13 protein-coding genes are annotated in these 17,508 nt (G+C 67.2%); 5 read left to right on the top strand and 8 right to left on the bottom strand.

Annotated elements, in window-relative coordinates; genetic code table 11:
• Positions 1-217: 217 nt before the first annotated feature.
• Positions 218-1,018, bottom strand: a complete 801-nt coding sequence (locus tag FOZ70_RS26250) for a transporter substrate-binding domain-containing protein (protein ID WP_219707185.1) — start codon at positions 1,016-1,018, stop codon at positions 218-220.
• Between the two features lie 149 nt (positions 1,019-1,167).
• Here FOZ70_RS26250 and hemE point away from each other — a divergent pair, with 149 nt between their 5' ends.
• The 4 genes from hemE (at position 1,168) to FOZ70_RS26230 (ending at position 10,554) form a co-directional block, all read left to right on the top strand.
• A complete protein-coding gene (hemE, locus tag FOZ70_RS26245) occupies positions 1,168-2,262 on the top strand; it encodes a uroporphyrinogen decarboxylase (protein WP_346656413.1) in 1,095 nt (364 codons plus the stop codon).
• A gap of 454 nt (positions 2,263-2,716) precedes the next feature.
• Entirely contained in the window at positions 2,717-4,978 is a 2,262-nt protein-coding gene (locus FOZ70_RS26240) for a primosomal protein N' (protein WP_219707183.1), read from the top strand.
• A gap of 419 nt (positions 4,979-5,397) precedes the next feature.
• Entirely contained in the window at positions 5,398-9,330 is a 3,933-nt protein-coding gene (putA, locus tag FOZ70_RS26235) for a trifunctional transcriptional regulator/proline dehydrogenase/L-glutamate gamma-semialdehyde dehydrogenase (protein ID WP_219707182.1), read from the top strand.
• Between the two features lie 84 nt (positions 9,331-9,414).
• Positions 9,415-10,554 (top strand): branched-chain amino acid ABC transporter substrate-binding protein, encoded by a 1,140-nt coding sequence (locus tag FOZ70_RS26230; protein WP_219707181.1) that lies wholly within the window; start codon positions 9,415-9,417, stop codon positions 10,552-10,554.
• A 206-nt stretch (positions 10,555-10,760) separates the two neighbouring features.
• Here the strand turns inward: FOZ70_RS26230 and FOZ70_RS26225 are convergent, their stop codons facing one another.
• The 7 genes from FOZ70_RS26225 to FOZ70_RS26200 all read right to left on the bottom strand — a co-directional run bounded on the left by FOZ70_RS26225 (position 10,761) and on the right by FOZ70_RS26200 (position 16,524).
• Positions 10,761-11,168, bottom strand: a complete 408-nt coding sequence (locus tag FOZ70_RS26225) for a hypothetical protein (RefSeq protein WP_048028327.1) — start codon at positions 11,166-11,168, stop codon at positions 10,761-10,763.
• A complete protein-coding gene (locus FOZ70_RS26220; protein WP_219707180.1) occupies positions 11,161-11,829 on the bottom strand; it encodes a M35 family metallo-endopeptidase in 669 nt (222 codons plus the stop codon). The genes FOZ70_RS26225 and FOZ70_RS26220 overlap by 8 nt, the downstream gene beginning before the upstream one ends.
• A 4-nt stretch (positions 11,830-11,833) precedes the next feature.
• Positions 11,834-12,262 carry a hypothetical protein gene (locus FOZ70_RS26215; RefSeq protein WP_258025729.1) on the bottom strand — a complete coding sequence of 143 codons (429 nt, stop codon included), beginning with the start codon at positions 12,260-12,262 and terminating at the stop codon, positions 11,834-11,836.
• On the bottom strand, positions 12,231-12,380 hold the full coding sequence (locus FOZ70_RS38215; RefSeq protein ID WP_258025728.1) for a hypothetical protein: 150 nt from the start codon (positions 12,378-12,380) through the stop codon (positions 12,231-12,233). Before FOZ70_RS38215 ends, FOZ70_RS26215 begins: the two co-directional genes overlap by 32 nt.
• A gap of 184 nt (positions 12,381-12,564) precedes the next feature.
• Positions 12,565-13,050, bottom strand: coding sequence for a PAAR domain-containing protein (locus FOZ70_RS26210; RefSeq protein WP_258025727.1), 486 nt, complete (start codon positions 13,048-13,050; stop codon positions 12,565-12,567).
• 251 nt (positions 13,051-13,301) lie between these two features.
• Complete coding sequence (locus tag FOZ70_RS26205; protein WP_219707179.1) at positions 13,302-14,813, bottom strand: AMP-binding protein; 1,512 nt, start codon at positions 14,811-14,813, stop codon at positions 13,302-13,304.
• A gap of 58 nt (positions 14,814-14,871) precedes the next feature.
• The gene (locus FOZ70_RS26200; protein WP_219707178.1) at positions 14,872-16,524 is read right to left on the bottom strand and encodes an acyl-CoA dehydrogenase family protein; all 1,653 of its coding nucleotides are present in this window, start codon (positions 16,522-16,524) and stop codon (positions 14,872-14,874) included.
• A gap of 121 nt (positions 16,525-16,645) precedes the next feature.
• Here FOZ70_RS26200 and FOZ70_RS26195 point away from each other — a divergent pair, with 121 nt between their 5' ends.
• Positions 16,646-17,314 (top strand): TetR/AcrR family transcriptional regulator, encoded by a 669-nt coding sequence (locus FOZ70_RS26195; RefSeq protein WP_059493873.1) that lies wholly within the window; start codon positions 16,646-16,648, stop codon positions 17,312-17,314.
• Positions 17,315-17,508 lie beyond the last annotated feature (194 nt).

The raw sequence follows: 17,508 nt of genomic DNA, 5'->3' as shown, positions 1-17,508 counted from the left end.
CGCGCATGACGATTCATTCGTCAGAAAGATTTTGAAACGTGATTGGCCGGCGCGAAAGTCGACCGTTCGGCCAGTTCGCCGGTATCGGGCCGATTTTGCCGGCGCGTCGAAGTGTAACGGCGGCGATTCGGCCGCCGCCGCCCAGCGATTTTCGCGGCCGGCGGCCGCGGGGTCGGTGCCCGCTAAAGTCGCTGCGGGACGCCGCGTGCGAGCCCGCTTACTTCAGCCATTTGTCCGAAATCGCCTGGTACTCGCCGGTCGACAGCGCGAGATGCAGCCACTGGTCGACGTACTGCTGGAACGTGACGTCGCCGCGCGGCACCATGTACGCCTTCTCGCCGAACTGGAACGGCTTGTCCGGATGAACCGAGCACAGGCCCGGATTCAGCTTTTGCTGCAGCAGCGTCTCGGACGCATCCGTCACCATCACGTCCGCCTTGCCCGCGAGGATTTGCTTGAAGATCGTTACGTTGTCCGGATAGACCGTGAGGTTCGCGTGCGTGAAATACTGCTTCGCGAAACGCTCGTTGGTGCCGCCCGGGTTCACGATCACGCGCGTTTCCGGCCGGTCGATCTGCGCGACGGTCTGGTATTTGTCGGCGTCCGCGCAGCGCACGATCGGCGTCTTGCCGTCCACGACGTACGGCTGCGTGAAGAACACGCGCTTCTGGCGCTCGAGCGTCGTCGAGACGCCGCCCACCGCGATGTCGCATTTCGCGACGAAGTCACCGGTGAGGTTCGGCCAGCTCGTCTTCACGTAGTCGGTCTTCACGCCGAGCGACTTCGCGAGCGATTCGGCCATGTCGATGTCGATGCCCTCGAAGCGGCCGTCCGCACGGTAGTACGAATACGGCTTGTAGTCGCCCGTCGTGCAAACGCGCAGCGTGCCGCGCGCGAGCACGTCGTCGAGCCGCGAGCCGGCGCCCGGTGCGGTGGCTGCTGCGCCCGCGGCGGTCTGCGCGTGCGCGGCGGCGCAGCAAAACAACGCGGCGGCGGCGAGCGTGGCGAATGGTTTCATCGGTCTCCTCCTTCGTTTCGTTCGATATGAGCGTCCGATCATAACGGAGCCATCGCGCGCGTCATATGGCCGCCATCGCGCCGGCATGCGCAGCCTTGCGGCGGCTGTCCGGTAAAATGCCGCTTTGCCTTCGCATCGTCGCTCCTACCGTGGCCCATACCCTGCTCAACGACACCTTCCTGCGTGCGCTTCTGCGCGAGCCGACCGACTACACGCCGATCTGGCTGATGCGCCAGGCCGGCCGCTACCTGCCCGAATACAACGCGACGCGCGCACGCGCCGGCAGCTTCCTCGGTCTCGCGAAGAATCCCGACTACGCAACCGAAGTGACGCTGCAGCCGCTCGAGCGCTTTCCGCTCGACGCCGCGATCCTGTTCTCGGACATCCTGACGATTCCGGACGCGATGGGCCTCGGCCTCGACTTCCAGGTCGGCGAAGGGCCGAAGTTCGCGCATCCGGTGCGTACCGAGGCCGACGTCGCGAGGCTCGCGGTGCCGGACATCGAAGAGACGCTCGGCTACGTGACCGGCGCGGTGCGCGAGATCCGCCGCGCGCTCACCGACGGCCAGGGCCGCCAGCGCGTGCCGCTGATCGGCTTTTCGGGCAGCCCGTGGACGCTCGCGTGCTATATGGTCGAAGGCGGCGGGTCGGACGATTTCCGCACCGTGAAGTCGATGGCGTATTCGCGCCCCGCCCTGATGCACCGGATCCTCGACGTGAACGCGCAGGCCGTGGCGGCTTACCTGAACGCGCAGATCGAAGCGGGCGCGCAGGCCGTGATGATCTTCGATACGTGGGGCGGCGCGCTGGCGGACGGCGCGTACCAGCGCTTCTCGCTGGACTACATCCGCCGCGTGGTGGCGCAGCTCAAGCGCGAGCATGACGGCGAGCGCGTGCCGGTCATCACGTTCACGAAGGGCGGCGGGCTGTGGCTCGAGGAGATCGCGGCGACCGGCGTCGACGCGGTCGGACTCGACTGGACGGTCAACCTCGGCGCCGCGCGCGAGCGCGTCGCGGGGCGAGTCGCGCTGCAGGGCAACCTCGACCCGACGATCCTGTTTGCGCCGCCCGCCGCGGTGCGCGAGCAGGCGCGCGCGGTGCTCGACAGCTACGGCAACCATCCGGGCCATGTATTCAACCTCGGACACGGTATTTCGCAATTCACGTCGCCCGATCACGTCGCCGAACTCGTCGACGAGGTGCATAACCACAGCCGCGCGATCCGTAGCGGAGCCGCCGCCTGAACGCAAGCGCTGTCATGCTGCACTGCGGGGTGACAGCGTTTCGTTTTCGGCGCTAAACAGGGCGCAACCCCGCACCGGTTGCCGATTCAGTGCTTGTCAAGACTTGACTTATACACATTTTCCTCGTTGCAGCGCGGTAGAGCCCTGTGTCGGTCAAATTGCCTCGCTATGGTTCGGTAATTTGAATAGCAGCCTTATGGAATAAGGCTCCGCGGGGCACCGCAACAAGCGGCGAAAATCAGCGGAAAGCGCGGCCCCGCGTGCGTTGCGGCCGGTGAGCGGCGAGTTCTCAACAAAGTTATCCACAGGCTGGGCAGGGTATACGGCGATTCCTAATGCGAATCCAAAACTTAGCGCCGAATCTGAAGTTTTACTTTAAGTCCGCCGCCACGATGCGGGCGCGGATGCCGGCCGCCCATCTCGATGCGGTGCGTGCCGCCGCCGGAGCGCCGCGATGAGCGGCACCTACCTGCGCGTCGCGCTCGACCATCCGCTCGCCACCCTGTTCGACTATCGCTGCGACGCGCAACCGGCGCCCGTGCCGGGCACGCTCGTGCAGGTGCCGTTCGGCAAGCGGCAGGCGGTCGGGCTCGTCTGTGAAGTGACGACTCACACCGACGTGCCGCCGTCCCGGCTGCGCGCGGTCGACGCGATCTGCACCGACCTGCCGCCGTTGTCGCCGGACTGGCTCGCGCTCGTGTCGTTCGCCGCCGATTACTACCAGCGCGGGCGCGGCGAGGTCGCGCTGCCGGCGCTGCCGCAGGCGCTGCGCGATGCGGGGCGCTGGGGGCGGCTGCTCGCGCCCGAGGTGCGCTACCGGCCGACGGAGGCCGGCCGCGCGGCGCTGCCCGATGCGTTGCCCGCACGCGGGGCCGCGCTGCGGCGCCTCGCGCAGGCGCTGGTCGACACCGGCTCGCTCGCGCTGCCCGATGCACGCGCGCTGCATCCGAAGGCGGCCGCGACGCTCGACGACTGGGCGGCGCGCGGCTGGGTCGACGTCGAGGCGATCGGCTGGGCCGATGCGCCTGTGCCCAAAGCTGTGGATAACCTGTTGGCAGCCGGTGGACGAACTGTGCCGCCGGCGCTCACGGACCAGCAGGCCGAGGCGCTCGACGCGATCCGCGCCGCGCAGGGCTTTGCGCCGTTCCTGCTGCACGGCGTGACGGGCAGCGGCAAGACCGAGGTCTATCTGCATGCGCTCGCGTCGCTGCTCGACGCCCGGCCGGACGCGCAGGCGCTCGTGCTCGTCCCCGAAATCAACCTGACGCCGCAGTTCGAGGCCGCGTTTCGCGCGCGCTTCGCGGGTGCGCTCGCCGACGACGCGATCGTCACGCTGCACAGCGGGCTCGCCGAGGGCGAGCGGGCGCGCAACTGGCTCGCCGCGCATACGGGGCGTGCGCGGATCGTGCTCGGCACACGCCTCGCGGTGCTCGCGTCGATGCCGGCGCTCGCGCTGATCGTCGTCGACGAGGAGCACGAGCCCGCGTACAAGCAGCAGGAAGGGCTGCGCTATTCGGCACGCGATCTCGCCGTGTGGCGCGCGAAGCAGCTCGGCATCACGGTCGTGCTCGGCTCGGCCACGCCGTCGCTCGAAAGCTGGTGGCAGGCGGAGCAGGGCCGCTACACGCGGCTCACGCTGTCGCGCCGCGCGGTGGCCGACGCGACGCTGCCGACCGTGCGGCTGATCGACCTCGAAGAGGAGCGGCGGCGCGGCCGCGCGTCGATGGGCGGGCTGTCGGGGCCGCTCGTCGCGGCGCTGAAGGCGCGGCTCGAACGCGGCGAGCAGAGTCTCGTGTTCCTGAACCGGCGCGGTTACGCGCCGCAGCTCGCGTGCGACGCATGCGGCTGGGTCGCGGGCTGCCCGCGCTGCAGCGCGTACGTCGTGCTGCACAAGCCCGAGCATGCGCTGCGCTGCCATCACTGCGGCTGGGAAGCCCGCATTCCGCGATCGTGCCCCGAGTGCGGGAACGTCGACATCGCGCCGCTCGGGCGCGGCACGCAACGCATCGAGGAGGCGCTCGCCGAGGCCGTGCCGGGCGCGCGCGTGCTGCGGATCGACGCGGACAGCACGCGCCGCAAGGGTAGTGCGCAGGCGCTTTTCTCCGATGTGCATGCGGGCGAGGTCGACATCCTCGTCGGCACGCAGATGATCGCGAAGGGGCACGACTTCCAGCGCGTGTCGCTCGTCGGTGTGCTCAATGCCGACACGGCGCTGTTCTCGCATGACTTCCGCGCGAGCGAACGGCTGTTCGCGCAACTGATGCAGGTGAGCGGCCGCGCGGGGCGCGCCGGGCTGCCGGGCGAGGTGCTCGTGCAGACGCGCTACCCGCGTCACGCGCTGTATCACGCGCTCGGGCGGCAGGACTACGTCGGCTTCGCGAATTCGACGCTCGGCGAGCGCCGCGACGCGCACCTGCCGCCGTTCGTCTACCAGGCGCTGCTGCGCGCCGAGGGGCGCACGCTCGACGCGGCGCTCGCATTCCTGCTGCAAGCCGCGGCCGCATTGCCGGGGTTGCCGGGCGCCGATCGCGTGACCGTGTACGACGCGGTGCCGATGACGATCGTCAAGGTCGCGAACGTCCACCGCGCGCAATTGCTGCTCGAAAGCGCGTCGCGGGCGGCGCTCCAGCATGCGCTGCGCGCGTGGCAGCCGGAACTGCGCGCGCTGAAGGGCGTGCTGCGGTGGAGCGTCGAGGTCGATCCGCTGGATATCTGAGCGGCGCGCCATGCGGCCGTCGTCCCGAGTGCCGCACACCGCACACCGCACACCGCACACCGCACACCACGTGCCGCTGCGTCGACACCCGGGCCGTCGGGCAGCCCCGAACCGTCTCTTGCCGCACGGTCATCCCCGGGCGCGCCACCCGCCACCACCCCAGTGCAACCCGTTTTCGTCCGCCGCCGCGCGCGGGGAAGATTGCGCACGCATGTCAATTCGGCCTGCTCAGGGAAAACACCGATCCCCCGACCACGGGCAACTCCTAGGTTGCAACCGCATAAGTGGCTGATTATATTGACTAACCCAAGGGTGCAACCCATCTCGCAATTTGGTTGCACCTTTTTATTGCGTGCCGTAGGATTTCGCGCATCCTCTCACACCACATTGCCGGGCTCGCACCGGCGCACGAACCCACCATGGCAAGCACGACTCTCGGCGTCAAGGTCGACGACCTTCTCCGCTCGCGCCTCAAGGACGCAGCCGCGCGTCTCGAGCGCACTCCCCACTGGCTGATCAAGCAGGCGATCTTCGCGTATCTCGAGCGGATCGAGCACGGCCAGTTGCCGCCCGAGCTGTCGGGCCACAGCGGCGTCACCGAGCTCGCCGACGGCCAGGCTGCGGACGGCGACGACGACAACTCGCCGCATCCGTTCCTCGAATTCGCGCAGAACGTGCAGCCGCAATCGGTGCTGCGCGCGGCGATCACGGCCGCGTACCGCCGCCCCGAGCCGGAATGCGTGCCGTTCCTGCTCGGCCAGGCGCGCCTGCCCGCGAACCTGCAGGCGGACGTGCAGGCGCTCGCGACGAAGCTCGTCGAGGCGCTGCGCGAGAAGAGCTCGGGCGGCGGCGTCGAAGGGCTGATCCACGAATTCTCGCTGTCGAGCCAGGAAGGCGTCGCGCTGATGTGCCTCGCCGAGGCGCTGCTGCGCATTCCCGATCGCGCGACGCGCGATGCGCTGATCCGCGACAAGATCAGCAAGGGCGACTGGCGCTCGCACGTCGGCCACGCGCCGTCGCTGTTCGTGAACGCGGCGACCTGGGGGCTGATGATCACCGGCAAGCTCGTGACGACCAACAGCGAAGCGGGGCTGTCGTCGGCGCTCACGCGCCTGATCGGCCGCGGCGGCGAGCCGCTGATCCGCAAGGGCGTCGACATGGCGATGCGCCTGATGGGCGAGCAGTTCGTCACCGGCGAGACGATTTCCGAAGCGCTCGCGAACAGCCGCAAGTACGAAGCGCGCGGCTTCCGCTACTCGTACGACATGCTCGGCGAAGCGGCGACGACCGAAGAGGACGCGCAGCGCTACTACGCGTCGTACGAACAGGCGATCCACGCGATCGGCAAGGCGGCCGGCGGCCGCGGCATCTACGAAGGCCCGGGCATCTCGATCAAGCTGTCGGCGCTGCACGCGCGCTACTCGCGCTCGCAGCAGGACCGCACGATGAGCGAGCTGCTGCCGCGCGTGCGCGCGCTCGCGCTGCTCGCGCGCCGCTACGACATCGGCCTGAACATCGACGCGGAAGAAGCCGACCGCCTCGAACTGTCGCTCGACCTGCTCGAGGCGCTGTGCTTCGATCCGGATCTCGCGGGCTGGAACGGCATCGGCTTCGTGGTGCAGGGCTACCAGAAGCGCTGCCCGTTCGTGATCGACTACCTGATCGATCTCGCGCGCCGCAGCCGTCACCGCCTGATGATCCGTCTGGTCAAGGGCGCGTACTGGGACACCGAGATCAAGCGTGCGCAGGTCGACGGCCTCGAAGGTTATCCGGTCTATACGCGCAAGATCTACACGGACGTGTCGTACCTCGCGTGCGCGAAGAAGCTGCTCGCCGCACCCGACGCCGTCTATCCGCAGTTCGCGACGCACAACGCGTACACGCTCGCCGCGATCTACCAGCTCGCGGGCCAGAACTACTACCCGGGCCAGTATGAATTCCAGTGCCTGCACGGGATGGGCGAGCCGCTGTACGAGGAAGTCACCGGCCGCGACAAGCTGAACCGGCCGTGCCGCGTGTACGCACCGGTCGGCACGCACGAGACGCTGCTCGCGTACCTGGTGCGTCGCCTGCTGGAAAACGGCGCGAACACGTCGTTCGTGAACCGCATCGCGGACAAGACCGTGTCGGTGAAGGAACTGGTCGCCGATCCGGTCGACGAAGCGTCGAAGGTCGTGCCGCTCGGCGCGCCGCACGCGAAGATCCCGCTGCCGCGCAACCTGTACGGCGACGAGCGTCCCAACTCGATGGGCCTCGACCTGTCGAACGAACACCGCCTCGCGTCGCTGTCGTCCGCGCTGCTCGCGAGCGCGCACTTCCCGTGGCGCGCGGCGCCGATGCTCGCCGACGACACGCTCGCCGACGCGCCGGCCCGCGACGTGCGCAACCCGGCCGACCAGCGCGACACCGTCGGCACCGTCAGCGAAGCGACGGCCGAACACGTGAGCGCGGCACTCGCGCATGCGGTGGCCGCCGCGCCGATCTGGCAGGCGACGCCGGTCGACGCACGCGCCGATTGCCTGGTGCGCGCGGCCGACCTGCTCGAAGCGCAGATGCACACGCTGATGGGCCTGATCGTGCGCGAAGCCGGCAAGTCGCTGCCGAACGCGATCGCCGAGATCCGCGAAGCGGTCGACTTCCTGCGCTACTACGCCGCGCAGATCCGCGACGAATTCTCGAACGACACGCACCGTCCGCTCGGTCCCGTGGTCTGCATCAGCCCGTGGAACTTCCCGCTCGCGATCTTCATGGGCCAGGTGGCCGCCGCGCTCGCGGCCGGCAACACGGTGCTCGCGAAGCCGGCCGAACAGACGCCACTGATCGCCGCCCAGGCCGTGCGCCTGCTGCGCGAGGCCGGCGTGCCGGCCGGCGCGGTGCAGCTGCTGCCGGGCGACGGCGAGACCGTCGGTGCGGCGCTGGTCGCCGATCCGCGCACGCGTGCGGTGATGTTCACCGGTTCGACCGAAGTCGCGCGCCTGATCAACAAGACGCTGTCGGCGCGCCTCGACCCGGACGGCAAGCCGATCCCGCTGATCGCGGAAACGGGCGGCCAGAACGCGATGATCGTCGACTCGTCGGCGCTCGCGGAGCAGGTTGTCGCGGACGTGATGCAGTCGTCGTTCGACTCGGCCGGTCAACGGTGTTCGGCGCTGCGCGTTCTGTGTCTGCAGGACGATGTCGCGGACCGCACACTGACGATGCTGAAGGGCGCGATGCACGAGCTGGCGCTCGGCAACCCCGACCGGCTGTCGACGGACGTCGGCCCGGTGATCGACGGTGAAGCGAAGCAGACGATCGACACGCACGTCGCGGCGATGAAGGAGAAGGGCCACGCGGTCACGCAGCTGCCGGCGCCGGAAGCCTGCGCGCACGGCACGTTCGTGCCGCCGACGCTGATCGAGATCGGCAGCATCGACGAGCTGAAGCGCGAAGTGTTCGGCCCCGTGCTGCACGTGGTGCGCTACCGCCGCAGCCAGCTCGACAAGCTGCTGGAGCAGATCCGCGCGACCGGCTACGGCCTGACGCTCGGCATCCACACGCGGATCGACGAGACGATCGCGCACGTGATCTCGAATGCGCACGTCGGCAACATCTACGTGAACCGCAACGTGATCGGCGCGGTGGTCGGCGTGCAGCCGTTCGGCGGCGAAGGGCTGTCGGGCACGGGCCCGAAGGCCGGCGGCGCGCTGTACCTGCAGCGCCTGCTCGCGACGCGTCCGTCGGGCCTGCCGCGTTCGCTCGCGCAGACGCTGATCGCGGACGGCGCGGTCGAAGGCGATGCGCGCGGCAACCCGGCGGCAGCGCTCACGACGCTGCGCGACTGGCTGATCGAGCAGCGCGAGCCGGCACTGGCCGCGCGTTGCGACGGTTACCTGGCGCAGGTGCCGGCCGGTGCGACTGCCGTGCTGACCGGCCCGACGGGCGAGCGAAACACGTATACACTCGGCCCGCGCGGCACGGTGCTATGTGTCGCGGCGACGCCGGGCGGCGCGCGCGCGCAGTTCGCGGCGGTGCTGGCGACCGGCAACCGCGCGCTGTTCGCGGGCGCGGCCGGCGAGGCGCTGGTTGCCGCGCTGCCGGCGTCGCTGAAGGTGCATGCGACCGTGCGCAAGCAGGCCGATACGCCGTTCGACGCGGTGCTGTTCGAAGGCGACAGCGACGAACTGCAGACGCTCGTGAAGGACGTCGCGCAGCGGCCGGGCCCGATCGTGTCGGTGCAGGGCGTGTCGGTGGGTGCGTTCGAGAACGGCGATGCGGAAGATTACGCACTGGAACGGCTGCTGACGGAGCGCTCGGTGAGCGTGAACACGGCCGCGGCGGGCGGCAATGCGAATTTGATGACGATCGGCTGATCATCCTTGCCGTTCGGATCAAACAAAGGAAGCGGCCAGGCGATCCCGAAGCCGCTCCATTTACCCTGGTACCAAGGAGATGCTATGCAACACACGATGAAAAAGGTGGCAGGCGCGACGTTCGTCGCGGTCATGTCGCTGGCGGGGACGGCCCATGCGGATGACGTGAAGATCGGTTACGCAGGGCCGATGACGGGCGCGCAAGCGCACTACGGCAAGGATATGCAGAACGGGATCGTGCTCGCGATCGAGGATTTCAACGCGACGAGCCCGAAGATCGGCGGCAAGCCGGTGAAGTTCGCACTCGACACGCAGGACGACCAGGCTGACCCGCGCACCGGCACGACGGTCGCGCAGAAGCTCGTCGACGACGGCATCAAGGGCATGCTCGGCCACTTCAACTCGGGCACGACGATTCCGGCCTCGCGCATCTACGCGAACGCGGGCATTCCGCAGATCGCGATGGCGACCGCACCGGAATACACGCAGCAGGGTTACAAGACGACCTTCCGCATGATGACGTCCGACACGCAGCAGGGCTCGGTGGCCGGCACGTTCGCGTCGAAGGATCTCGGCATGAAGAAGATCGCGATCGTCGACGACCGCACGGCCTACGGCCAGGGTCTCGCCGACCAGTTCGAGAAGGCCGCGAAGGCCGGCGGCGCGACGATCGTCGACCGTGAATTCACGAACGACAAGGCGGTGGACTTCAAGGCGATCCTGACCAAGCTGAAGGCGGCGAAGCCGGATCTCGTCTACTACGGCGGCGCGGATTCGCAGGCTGCACCGATGGTCAAGCAGATGAAGACGCTCGGCATCACCGCCCCGCTGATGAGCGGCGAAATGGTGAAGACGCCGACGTTCCTGAAGATCGCGGGCAGCGCGGCCGACGGCACGATCGCCTCGCTGGCAGGCCTGCCGCTCGAAGAAATGCCGGGCGGCAAGACGTACGCCGACAAGTACAAGAAGCGCTTCGGCGAAGACGTGCAGACCTACTCGCCGTATGCATACGACGGCGCGATGGCGCTGTTCAACGCGATGAAGAAGGCCGATTCGACCGATCCGGCGAAGTACCTGCCGGTGCTCGCGAAGACCGACATGGCCGGCGTGACGTCGACGCACGTCGCGTATGACGCGAAGGGCGACCTGAAGAACGGCGGCATCACGATGTACAAGGTCGAGAAGGGCGAGTGGAAGCCGCTGAAGAGCATCGGCGGCAAGTAAGCAGCCTGATGTGACGCGCGGGCGGCGTTGCAATGCGTCGTCCCGCTCCTCATGCGAGAAAGCCACCTGGCCGTCGGGCCGGGTGGCTTTTTCTTTGGTGGGACACACCCGACAGGGCATAGGGATGTTGCAGGCAGTGGTGCGGCAGGGTCGCCGCATGTGTACGTAGATACCGCATCTCCGTGATCGGCGGCAGCATGACGTTACTAGCCGTCGCAGCACTTGTTAGGGCAATCGGGCAGGAAGGAAATTTCCACACGTCGCCCATTTTCCACGTCGCCATGCGAATAGACGCGGGCGCTCTTCTTGATGGTTCCGCGCAAAAAGCCGAGTTGCTCCAACAGCGCATACGCGACTTGCAATCTTGATTGCGCAAGGGCCAGTGCTCCCGGCTCACTTTCCTCGGCATGGCCGCTGATCAGTGTTGTCTCTTTGGTCAGGTGATTTGCGTAATTGAGCCTTTGGTCGGCTGTCCATTTTGCAATGCGGACGATCTCTGCATTTGATAGGTGCGAGCTGTCTCTCGAAAAGTAGATGTCGAAGTTCTCGCTGGCGATGCATGCGAATACCGGATTGGAGACAAGAAGGCTTAGGGCAAGAATAAATTTAAGCATTGTAAATGACGTATCCTGCAATGCTGTCGGCGTTGTTGATTGCTTGATTCGGGTTTTTGGCTCCAAACGTCAAACACTCCTCCATGAAATATCTGTGATCCCGGGTTCCCATTGTGTCGTCGAAATGACTCGCCTCATGAATCAGGGTGGAAACTACGGAATCTTTTTCCCATGAGAAGTCTCGCATTGTACAAAAATCGGGATGTATTGCGATCGTATGAGTTGCGGTATCCGGCGAACACACTGATGCCGCGACTCCCGATTTGTTCGGATTTGGAACGCATCCAATATGTTTGAATCGATCGCTATCCCATCGCGTGAAATTGTATCCGGTGAGTGCCTTTAGTACGCGGACGATTGCAGTCAGACCTGTTAATAGCGTTATGCGAGTGCCTTCATCATTTCTGCCGAACCACTGTAATACGCGTGCCTTATCAGTGTTGGACCAGCGCTGCAGATCCTTGATTCTTTTGTCGACGAGAAAAACGGCTCGATCGCGTTTGCTCAATACCATTTCCCGGAATTCCTTGTTTGTCATGTTGTGACATATTCTTTCGGTATTGATCGTTACTTCCACCGTCGACCCAGGATTGGTATTGGTGACGGCGCCTGAGTGTACGAGGAACCATTCTCCGCCGTCATTCGCATCAAAATTTTTCATTGCTTCAATGTTCCGTCGTATAGATTTTCAGAGTTGCCGAGGCGTCGGTGGCGATTCGACGTGTTTGCCCGGCCGTGTCCGTGGTGCCCGTGAAAATCTGCCCGCTGTCGGTAACGATTCGGTAGCGAATGTTCGCGAGTGGGCGGCGGGAGTCATCGAGCAAGGTGAATTGCTCGTCGTGTACGACAGCCGATCGAGCAAACGACCGCTCGGCTGCATCAGGTTGGCGCCCATTCAGCGTTGCAGTCTCTCCCGCAGTAAAAATCATCCGCATGCCGCGCTCAGCGTGGAAGATCGGCGGTGGGTTGCATCCGCAGACATTGATATCCCCGCTCAATGCCCACTGTTTGCCGTTCGGACCGGTACCTGGCCAGCGCGGACCTTGCGGTGCGATGTACCCTTCACGCTTGCAGGCAGAACAGTAGGTCTTCATTATCCAGCGTGGCGATATGAACCCTCGGCGGCGGATTGGAGCAGGTCACGGTGTCGAGGCCTTCGACAATCACCGCTTCCCCGGCGCGGTCGCCTTTGGCAAGAAAGTAGCGGATCATGGACGCTACCTCAGCGGGGCATGGACGAGCGGGTGACGACGCGAAATACAACGGATGAAGCTACGCCTTGTCGCTCGGGACTATCGGTGATCATGTCGCCGTTATCGAGTTCGCTGCCAACGAATGCGAGCGGTGCGAAGTCGGGCCTGTCGACCAAACCCAGACCGCTCGTCACGCGCGCGGTTTAACCGTCCGGATAGTGGATCAGGTCGCCCACCGTGGCAGCCCTGCCCAAGTGCGGCGCTACTTCCCATGTGCCGGACGGCTCGCGCAATGCGCCGCCGCGCGCGGTTGTTGCGCCACGTACCGCTAATCTGTAGGCGGGCGGCGCGGGCGGCGGCACATAGGTCGGATCGAACAGGCCCGCAGCGCTTTGCCCATCCCGCACGTGCATGCCCCATGAGGTGCGCAGCGTTTCGGTAATGCGGTCACCGTTGCTCAATCGGCTGCCGACCAACGCGAACGGCTTGCCTCCGCTGTGGTTGTTTCCCGCGCCGTCGATAATCGCGGCCTCGCTGCCGTCGTCATAGGTCACTACGTCGCCGACGCAGGCGACTTCTAGTCCAGCCAGGGTCAGGCCGCTGGTTGCGGCGGTGACGCGTCCGCCGCGTTCCGTGAGCGCACCAACAGTGGCGAAAAGATAGGTCGGTGCTTTGAGTTCGTCTTTCATCCGGCTTCCCTGTCTCAGTAAATGGAATGGCTGCCTAGAGACGCTATTCCAGATGGGAAACGTCGAACAATCGGACGAATATGATTCAGGGTTGCTAATTTCTATTACTTGTTCCGTTCTGCCTTTTGCATTGACCGCACGTGCGCGAGTGCGTTGGTCAGGTGACGTGTATAAGGAGTGATGTCGTATCTCGCTTTGCGGTTCGCAAGGGGAATATGAGTACGTGAGTGCGCTGGTGCAATCGTGGATACTTAGTCTTCGCGACGCATACGCAGCAGGAACTTCTGCAGCTTGCCCGTAGGCGTGCGCGGCAGCGCCTGCACGAACGTGAACTCACGCGGAATCTTGTACGCGGCGAGCCGCTCGCCGCAGAACGCGCGCAGCGCGTCCGCGTCGGGCGCCGTGCCCGCGCGCGGCACGACGTGCGCGACGACCGTCTCGCCCCAGTCGGGATGCGGGACACCGACGACGGCCGCCTCGGCGATGTCCGGGTGCGCGCCGAGCACGTCCTCCACTTCCTTCGAATAGACGTTCTCGCCGCCCGTCACGATCATGTCCTTCAGCCGGTCGACGATGAACAGGTAGCCATCCTGATCGATCCGCGCGATGTCGCCGGTGCGATACCAGCCTTGCGGCGCGAACGCGGCGCGGGTCGCGGCCGCATCGTCGAGATAGCCGAGCATCATGCTGTCGGTTTTCAGCCAGATCTCGCCGGTTTCGCCCGGCTGTGCATCGATGCCGTCCATCCGCACGACGCGCAGGTCGACGCCCGGGCCGCCGTGGCGGCCGATCGAACCGGCCTTCGCGATCTGCTCGTCCGGATACAGCGTCGTGCCGGCCGGGCCCGCTTCCGTCATGCCGTACACCTGGAAGAACGCGTCGCTGCGATACGCGCGCGCGAGCCGTTCGGCCTGCGCGGCGCCGATCGGGCCGCCGCCGTACAGCCATGCGCGCACGCTCGACAGGTCGAACGCCGCGAAACCGTCGATCGTGTCGAGCGGCAGCAGGTACGACACCGGTGCGCCGAAATACAGCGTCACGCGCTCGCGCTCGACGGTCTGCAGGAACCGCAGCGGATGGTATTCGCGCAGCAGCACGACGGTGCCGCCCGCATACAGCGTGCCGCCGAACCAGTTGTTGAGCGGCGACGAATGCCAGATCGGCATCGCCATCAGCGTGCGCTCGTTGCGGCCGATGCCGGTCGCAAGGGCCGCCTGCATCGCGGCGAGCGTCACGGTGCGGTGGCTGTGCACGCAGCCTTTCGGGTGGCCGGTCGTGCCGGACGTATAGAGGATCTGCGCAATGTCGCCGTCGGCCGGCTCGATGCCCGCGAGGCCGTCCATCGTCGCGCACAGCGTGTCGAAGCACGGCACGCCGTCGAGCTCGCCTTCGGTCACGAGCCGTCGCGCGGGATGCACGATGCGCTCGACCACCGGCGCGAGCGTCACGTCGAACAGCAGCGCCTTGCTGCGGCTGTGTTCGAGCACGTAGTCGACTTCCGGCGCCTGCAGCTTGTGGTTGATCGGCACGAACGTCGCGCCGAGCCGCCACGCGCCGAACATCAGGTCGACGAAGGCCGGCGTGTTGAAACACATCGCGGCGACACGGTCGCCGGCCGCGACGCCGAGCGCGCTCAGCACGGCCGCCGCGCGGTGCGAGCGCTCGCGCGCGGCGGCATAGGTGATCGTCGCGGATTCGCTGACGAGGAACGGTTTGTCGGGCGTCGCGCGGGCGGCGCGGTCGAGGGCGGCGACGAGGTTCATCGGGGCTCCGGGCGGGCGAACGAAGGCGAACGGGGAAACCGGGCTGGGCGAACGGGCGTCAGGCCGGGTACGCGCGCTGCAGCAGCGCGGCGACGTCGATCGCGTGCGGGGCGAAGCCGCCCGCGACGCGGCCCCAGTCGGGCGCGGCAAGCCGTGTCGCGACGAACGCGTCGGCGACGGCCGCCGGCGCGTCGCGGCGCAGCAGGCACGCCTGCGCGACGAGCGCGAGGCGCTGCGCGAACACGCGGCCCGACGCCTCGAGCGTGTCGGCCGGTGCGGCGAGCATCGCGCGCAGCGCGTCGAGCGCCGCGCGGATGCGCGGTTCGCCCGCGCCGAGATCGGCGAGTTCGGTGAACAGCGCGGCAGCCGCGTCGGGTTCACGCGACACCGCGCGCAGCACGTCGAGGCACATCACGTTGCCCGAACCTTCCCAGATCGAGTTGACGGGCGCCTCGCGGAACAGCCGCGCGATCGGGCCGTCGTCGACATAGCCGTTGCCGCCGAACACTTCCATCACCTCGCCGGTCAGCTCGACCGCGCGCTTGCACACCCAGAATTTCGCGGCGGGCGTGACGATGCGCTTCCAGGCGCGTTCGCGCGGCGAGTCGTCGCGCTCGAACGCGTCGGCCAGACGCATCGCCAGCACGAGCGCGGCTTCGCTTTCGAGCGCGAGATCGGCCAGCACGGTGCGCATCAGCGGCTGTTCGGCGAGCGCGCGGCCGAATGCATGGCGCTGGCGCGTGTACGCGATCGCCTGCACGACGCCCTGGCGCAGCATCGCCGCACTGCCGAGCACGCAGTTCAGCCGCGTGTAGGTGGCCATCTCGATGATGGTCGGAATGCCGCGGCCTTCGTCGCCGAGCATGATGCCCCACGCGTCGTTCAGCTCGATCTCGCTGCTCGAGTTGCTGCGGTTGCCGACCTTGTCCTTCAGCCGCTGGATCTCGACCGCGTTCTTCGTGCCGTCCGGCCGCCAGCGCGGCACGTAGAAGCACGACGGACCGCCGCCTTCGGTCTGCGCGACGACGAGGTGCGCGTCGCACATCGGCGCGGAGAAGAACCACTTGTGGCCGCGCAGCCGGTATTCGCCACCGCGCCCGCCCGCGCCGACGGCGGTCGCGAGCGTCGTGTTCGCGCGCACGTCGGAGCCGCCCTGTTTCTCGGTCATGCCCATGCCGAACCAGATCGAGCGCTTGTCGGCGACCGGCACGTCGCGCGGATCGTAGTCGTCGCTGTAGAGCGTGTCGCGCAGCAGCGCCCACAGCGCGGGCTCCTTCTGCAGCACCGGGATCGCGGCCTGCGTCATCGTCGCCGGGCACAGCGTGCCGGCCTCGATCTGGCCATGCAGGTAGAAGCCGGCCGCGGTCGCGGCCCAGCGGCCGCGGCGCGACTCGCGGAACGCGAGCGACACGAATCCTTCCTGGCGGTAACGGCCGAGCAGCGCGTGCCACGCCGGGTGAAAGTCGACGCGGTCGATGCGCCGGCCGCGCCGGTCGAACGTGTTCAGTTCCGGCGTGTGACGGTTCGCTTCGTCGGCAAGCCGCGCGGTGTCGGCGCTGCCGAGCCACGCGCCGTATGTGTCGAGTTGCGGCACGGCCCAGTCGGCGCCCGCGCGGGTGAGCGCGTCGTGCAGCGCGATGTCCGTCGTGAAGAGGTTATAGTCGACCAGTTCGTCGAACTGGTTCGTGACGGCGTGAGTCGATTCGGTCATCGAAGTTGTCTCCGGTCTCATGCTTCGCGGGCGGCCGGCGTCATGCCGCACGGATGACGCATCGGCGCCGGTTCCGGCCCCCGGTAAAACGCATGCCCTGCTGATTTCCAGAGTAGCAAATATGCCGCCGCGACATGTTCAGGTTCCGGCGCCGCCCGGCCAGCCGGCGGCGCAACCCGCGCCCGCGTTGCGCCGCCGGCCGCGCCAGTCGCGCGCGCAGGCGAGTTCCGACGCGCTGCAGCAGGCGTTCGTTCAGCTTTTGCTCGAACGCGGCTACGCGAAAGCGACGATCCGCGAGATTGCGGCCGTCGCGGGCGTCAGCATCGGCACCTTCTACGAGTATTTCGGCGACAAGCAGAGCCTCGCGGCGCTCTGCATCCATCGGCACGTGCAGGCGCTGGCCGACCGGCTGCGCGACGCGGTGGCGCGGCTGCGCGGTGCGCCGCGGGCCGAACTCGCCGCCGCGCTGGTCGACCTGCAGGTCGACGCGATCGGCGCCGATGCGGCGCTGTGGGGCGCGCTCTTCGCGCTGGAGCGGCAGGTGTCGCCGCTCGCCGCCTACCGCCGGCATTACGACGCGTACGTCGCGCTGTGGCGCGACGCGCTCTCGCACGCGGCCGATCCGCCGCCGGCCGCGCGGCTCGACGGGATCGCGCGGATGGCGCACACGCTCTGCTACGGCGGGCTCTCGCAGGCGCTGCTGACGCTCGGGCCCGCGTTCGACATCGCCGCGCTGCGCGATGAACTGCGGGCCGTGCTGCTCGCCTATCTGGCGGCGGCCGGCCGGTAGCATCCCTTCAGGGAAATGCCTGATTCGCATGTCGGCCGGGCAGGCGAGCCTTGCCGCCGTGCGCTTCTCTCCATGGGCCATGAGAAAAATGCATGGCCGCCATGACGAACTTTCGTTTGTCCGCCGATATTGGCTCGGGCTAAATCATGCGGCAGATGCAGGCCGCGCGCGTCGCGCGGGGCCGCCCGAAGGAC

The sequence above is a fragment of the Burkholderia sp. COPS genome (genome assembly GCF_019425585.1).
GTDB lineage: Bacteria > Pseudomonadota > Gammaproteobacteria > Burkholderiales > Burkholderiaceae > Burkholderia > Burkholderia cepacia.
Note: the sequence above shows the minus strand (reverse complement) of the source record. Positions and strands in the feature narration are given on the sequence as shown.

Coding starts and splice junctions, on each gene's coding strand:
- FOZ70_RS26250 (WP_219707185.1), bottom strand. CDS start 1,018: ATGAAACCATTCGCCACGCTCGCCGCCGCCGCGTTGTTTTGCTGCGCC.
- FOZ70_RS26240 (WP_219707183.1), top strand. CDS start 2,717: ATGAGCGGCACCTACCTGCGCGTCGCGCTCGACCATCCGCTCGCCACC.
- putA (WP_219707182.1), top strand. CDS start 5,398: ATGGCAAGCACGACTCTCGGCGTCAAGGTCGACGACCTTCTCCGCTCG.
- FOZ70_RS26230 (WP_219707181.1), top strand. CDS start 9,415: ATGCAACACACGATGAAAAAGGTGGCAGGCGCGACGTTCGTCGCGGTC.
- FOZ70_RS26225 (WP_048028327.1), bottom strand. CDS start 11,168: ATGCTTAAATTTATTCTTGCCCTAAGCCTTCTTGTCTCCAATCCGGTA.
- FOZ70_RS26220 (WP_219707180.1), bottom strand. CDS start 11,829: ATGAAAAATTTTGATGCGAATGACGGCGGAGAATGGTTCCTCGTACAC.
- FOZ70_RS26215 (WP_258025729.1), bottom strand. CDS start 12,262: ATGAAGACCTACTGTTCTGCCTGCAAGCGTGAAGGGTACATCGCACCG.
- FOZ70_RS38215 (WP_258025728.1), bottom strand. CDS start 12,380: ATGATCCGCTACTTTCTTGCCAAAGGCGACCGCGCCGGGGAAGCGGTG.
- FOZ70_RS26210 (WP_258025727.1), bottom strand. CDS start 13,050: ATGAAAGACGAACTCAAAGCACCGACCTATCTTTTCGCCACTGTTGGT.
- FOZ70_RS26205 (WP_219707179.1), bottom strand. CDS start 14,813: ATGAACCTCGTCGCCGCCCTCGACCGCGCCGCCCGCGCGACGCCCGAC.
- FOZ70_RS26200 (WP_219707178.1), bottom strand. CDS start 16,524: ATGACCGAATCGACTCACGCCGTCACGAACCAGTTCGACGAACTGGTC.
- FOZ70_RS26195 (WP_059493873.1), top strand. CDS start 16,646: ATGCCGCCGCGACATGTTCAGGTTCCGGCGCCGCCCGGCCAGCCGGCG.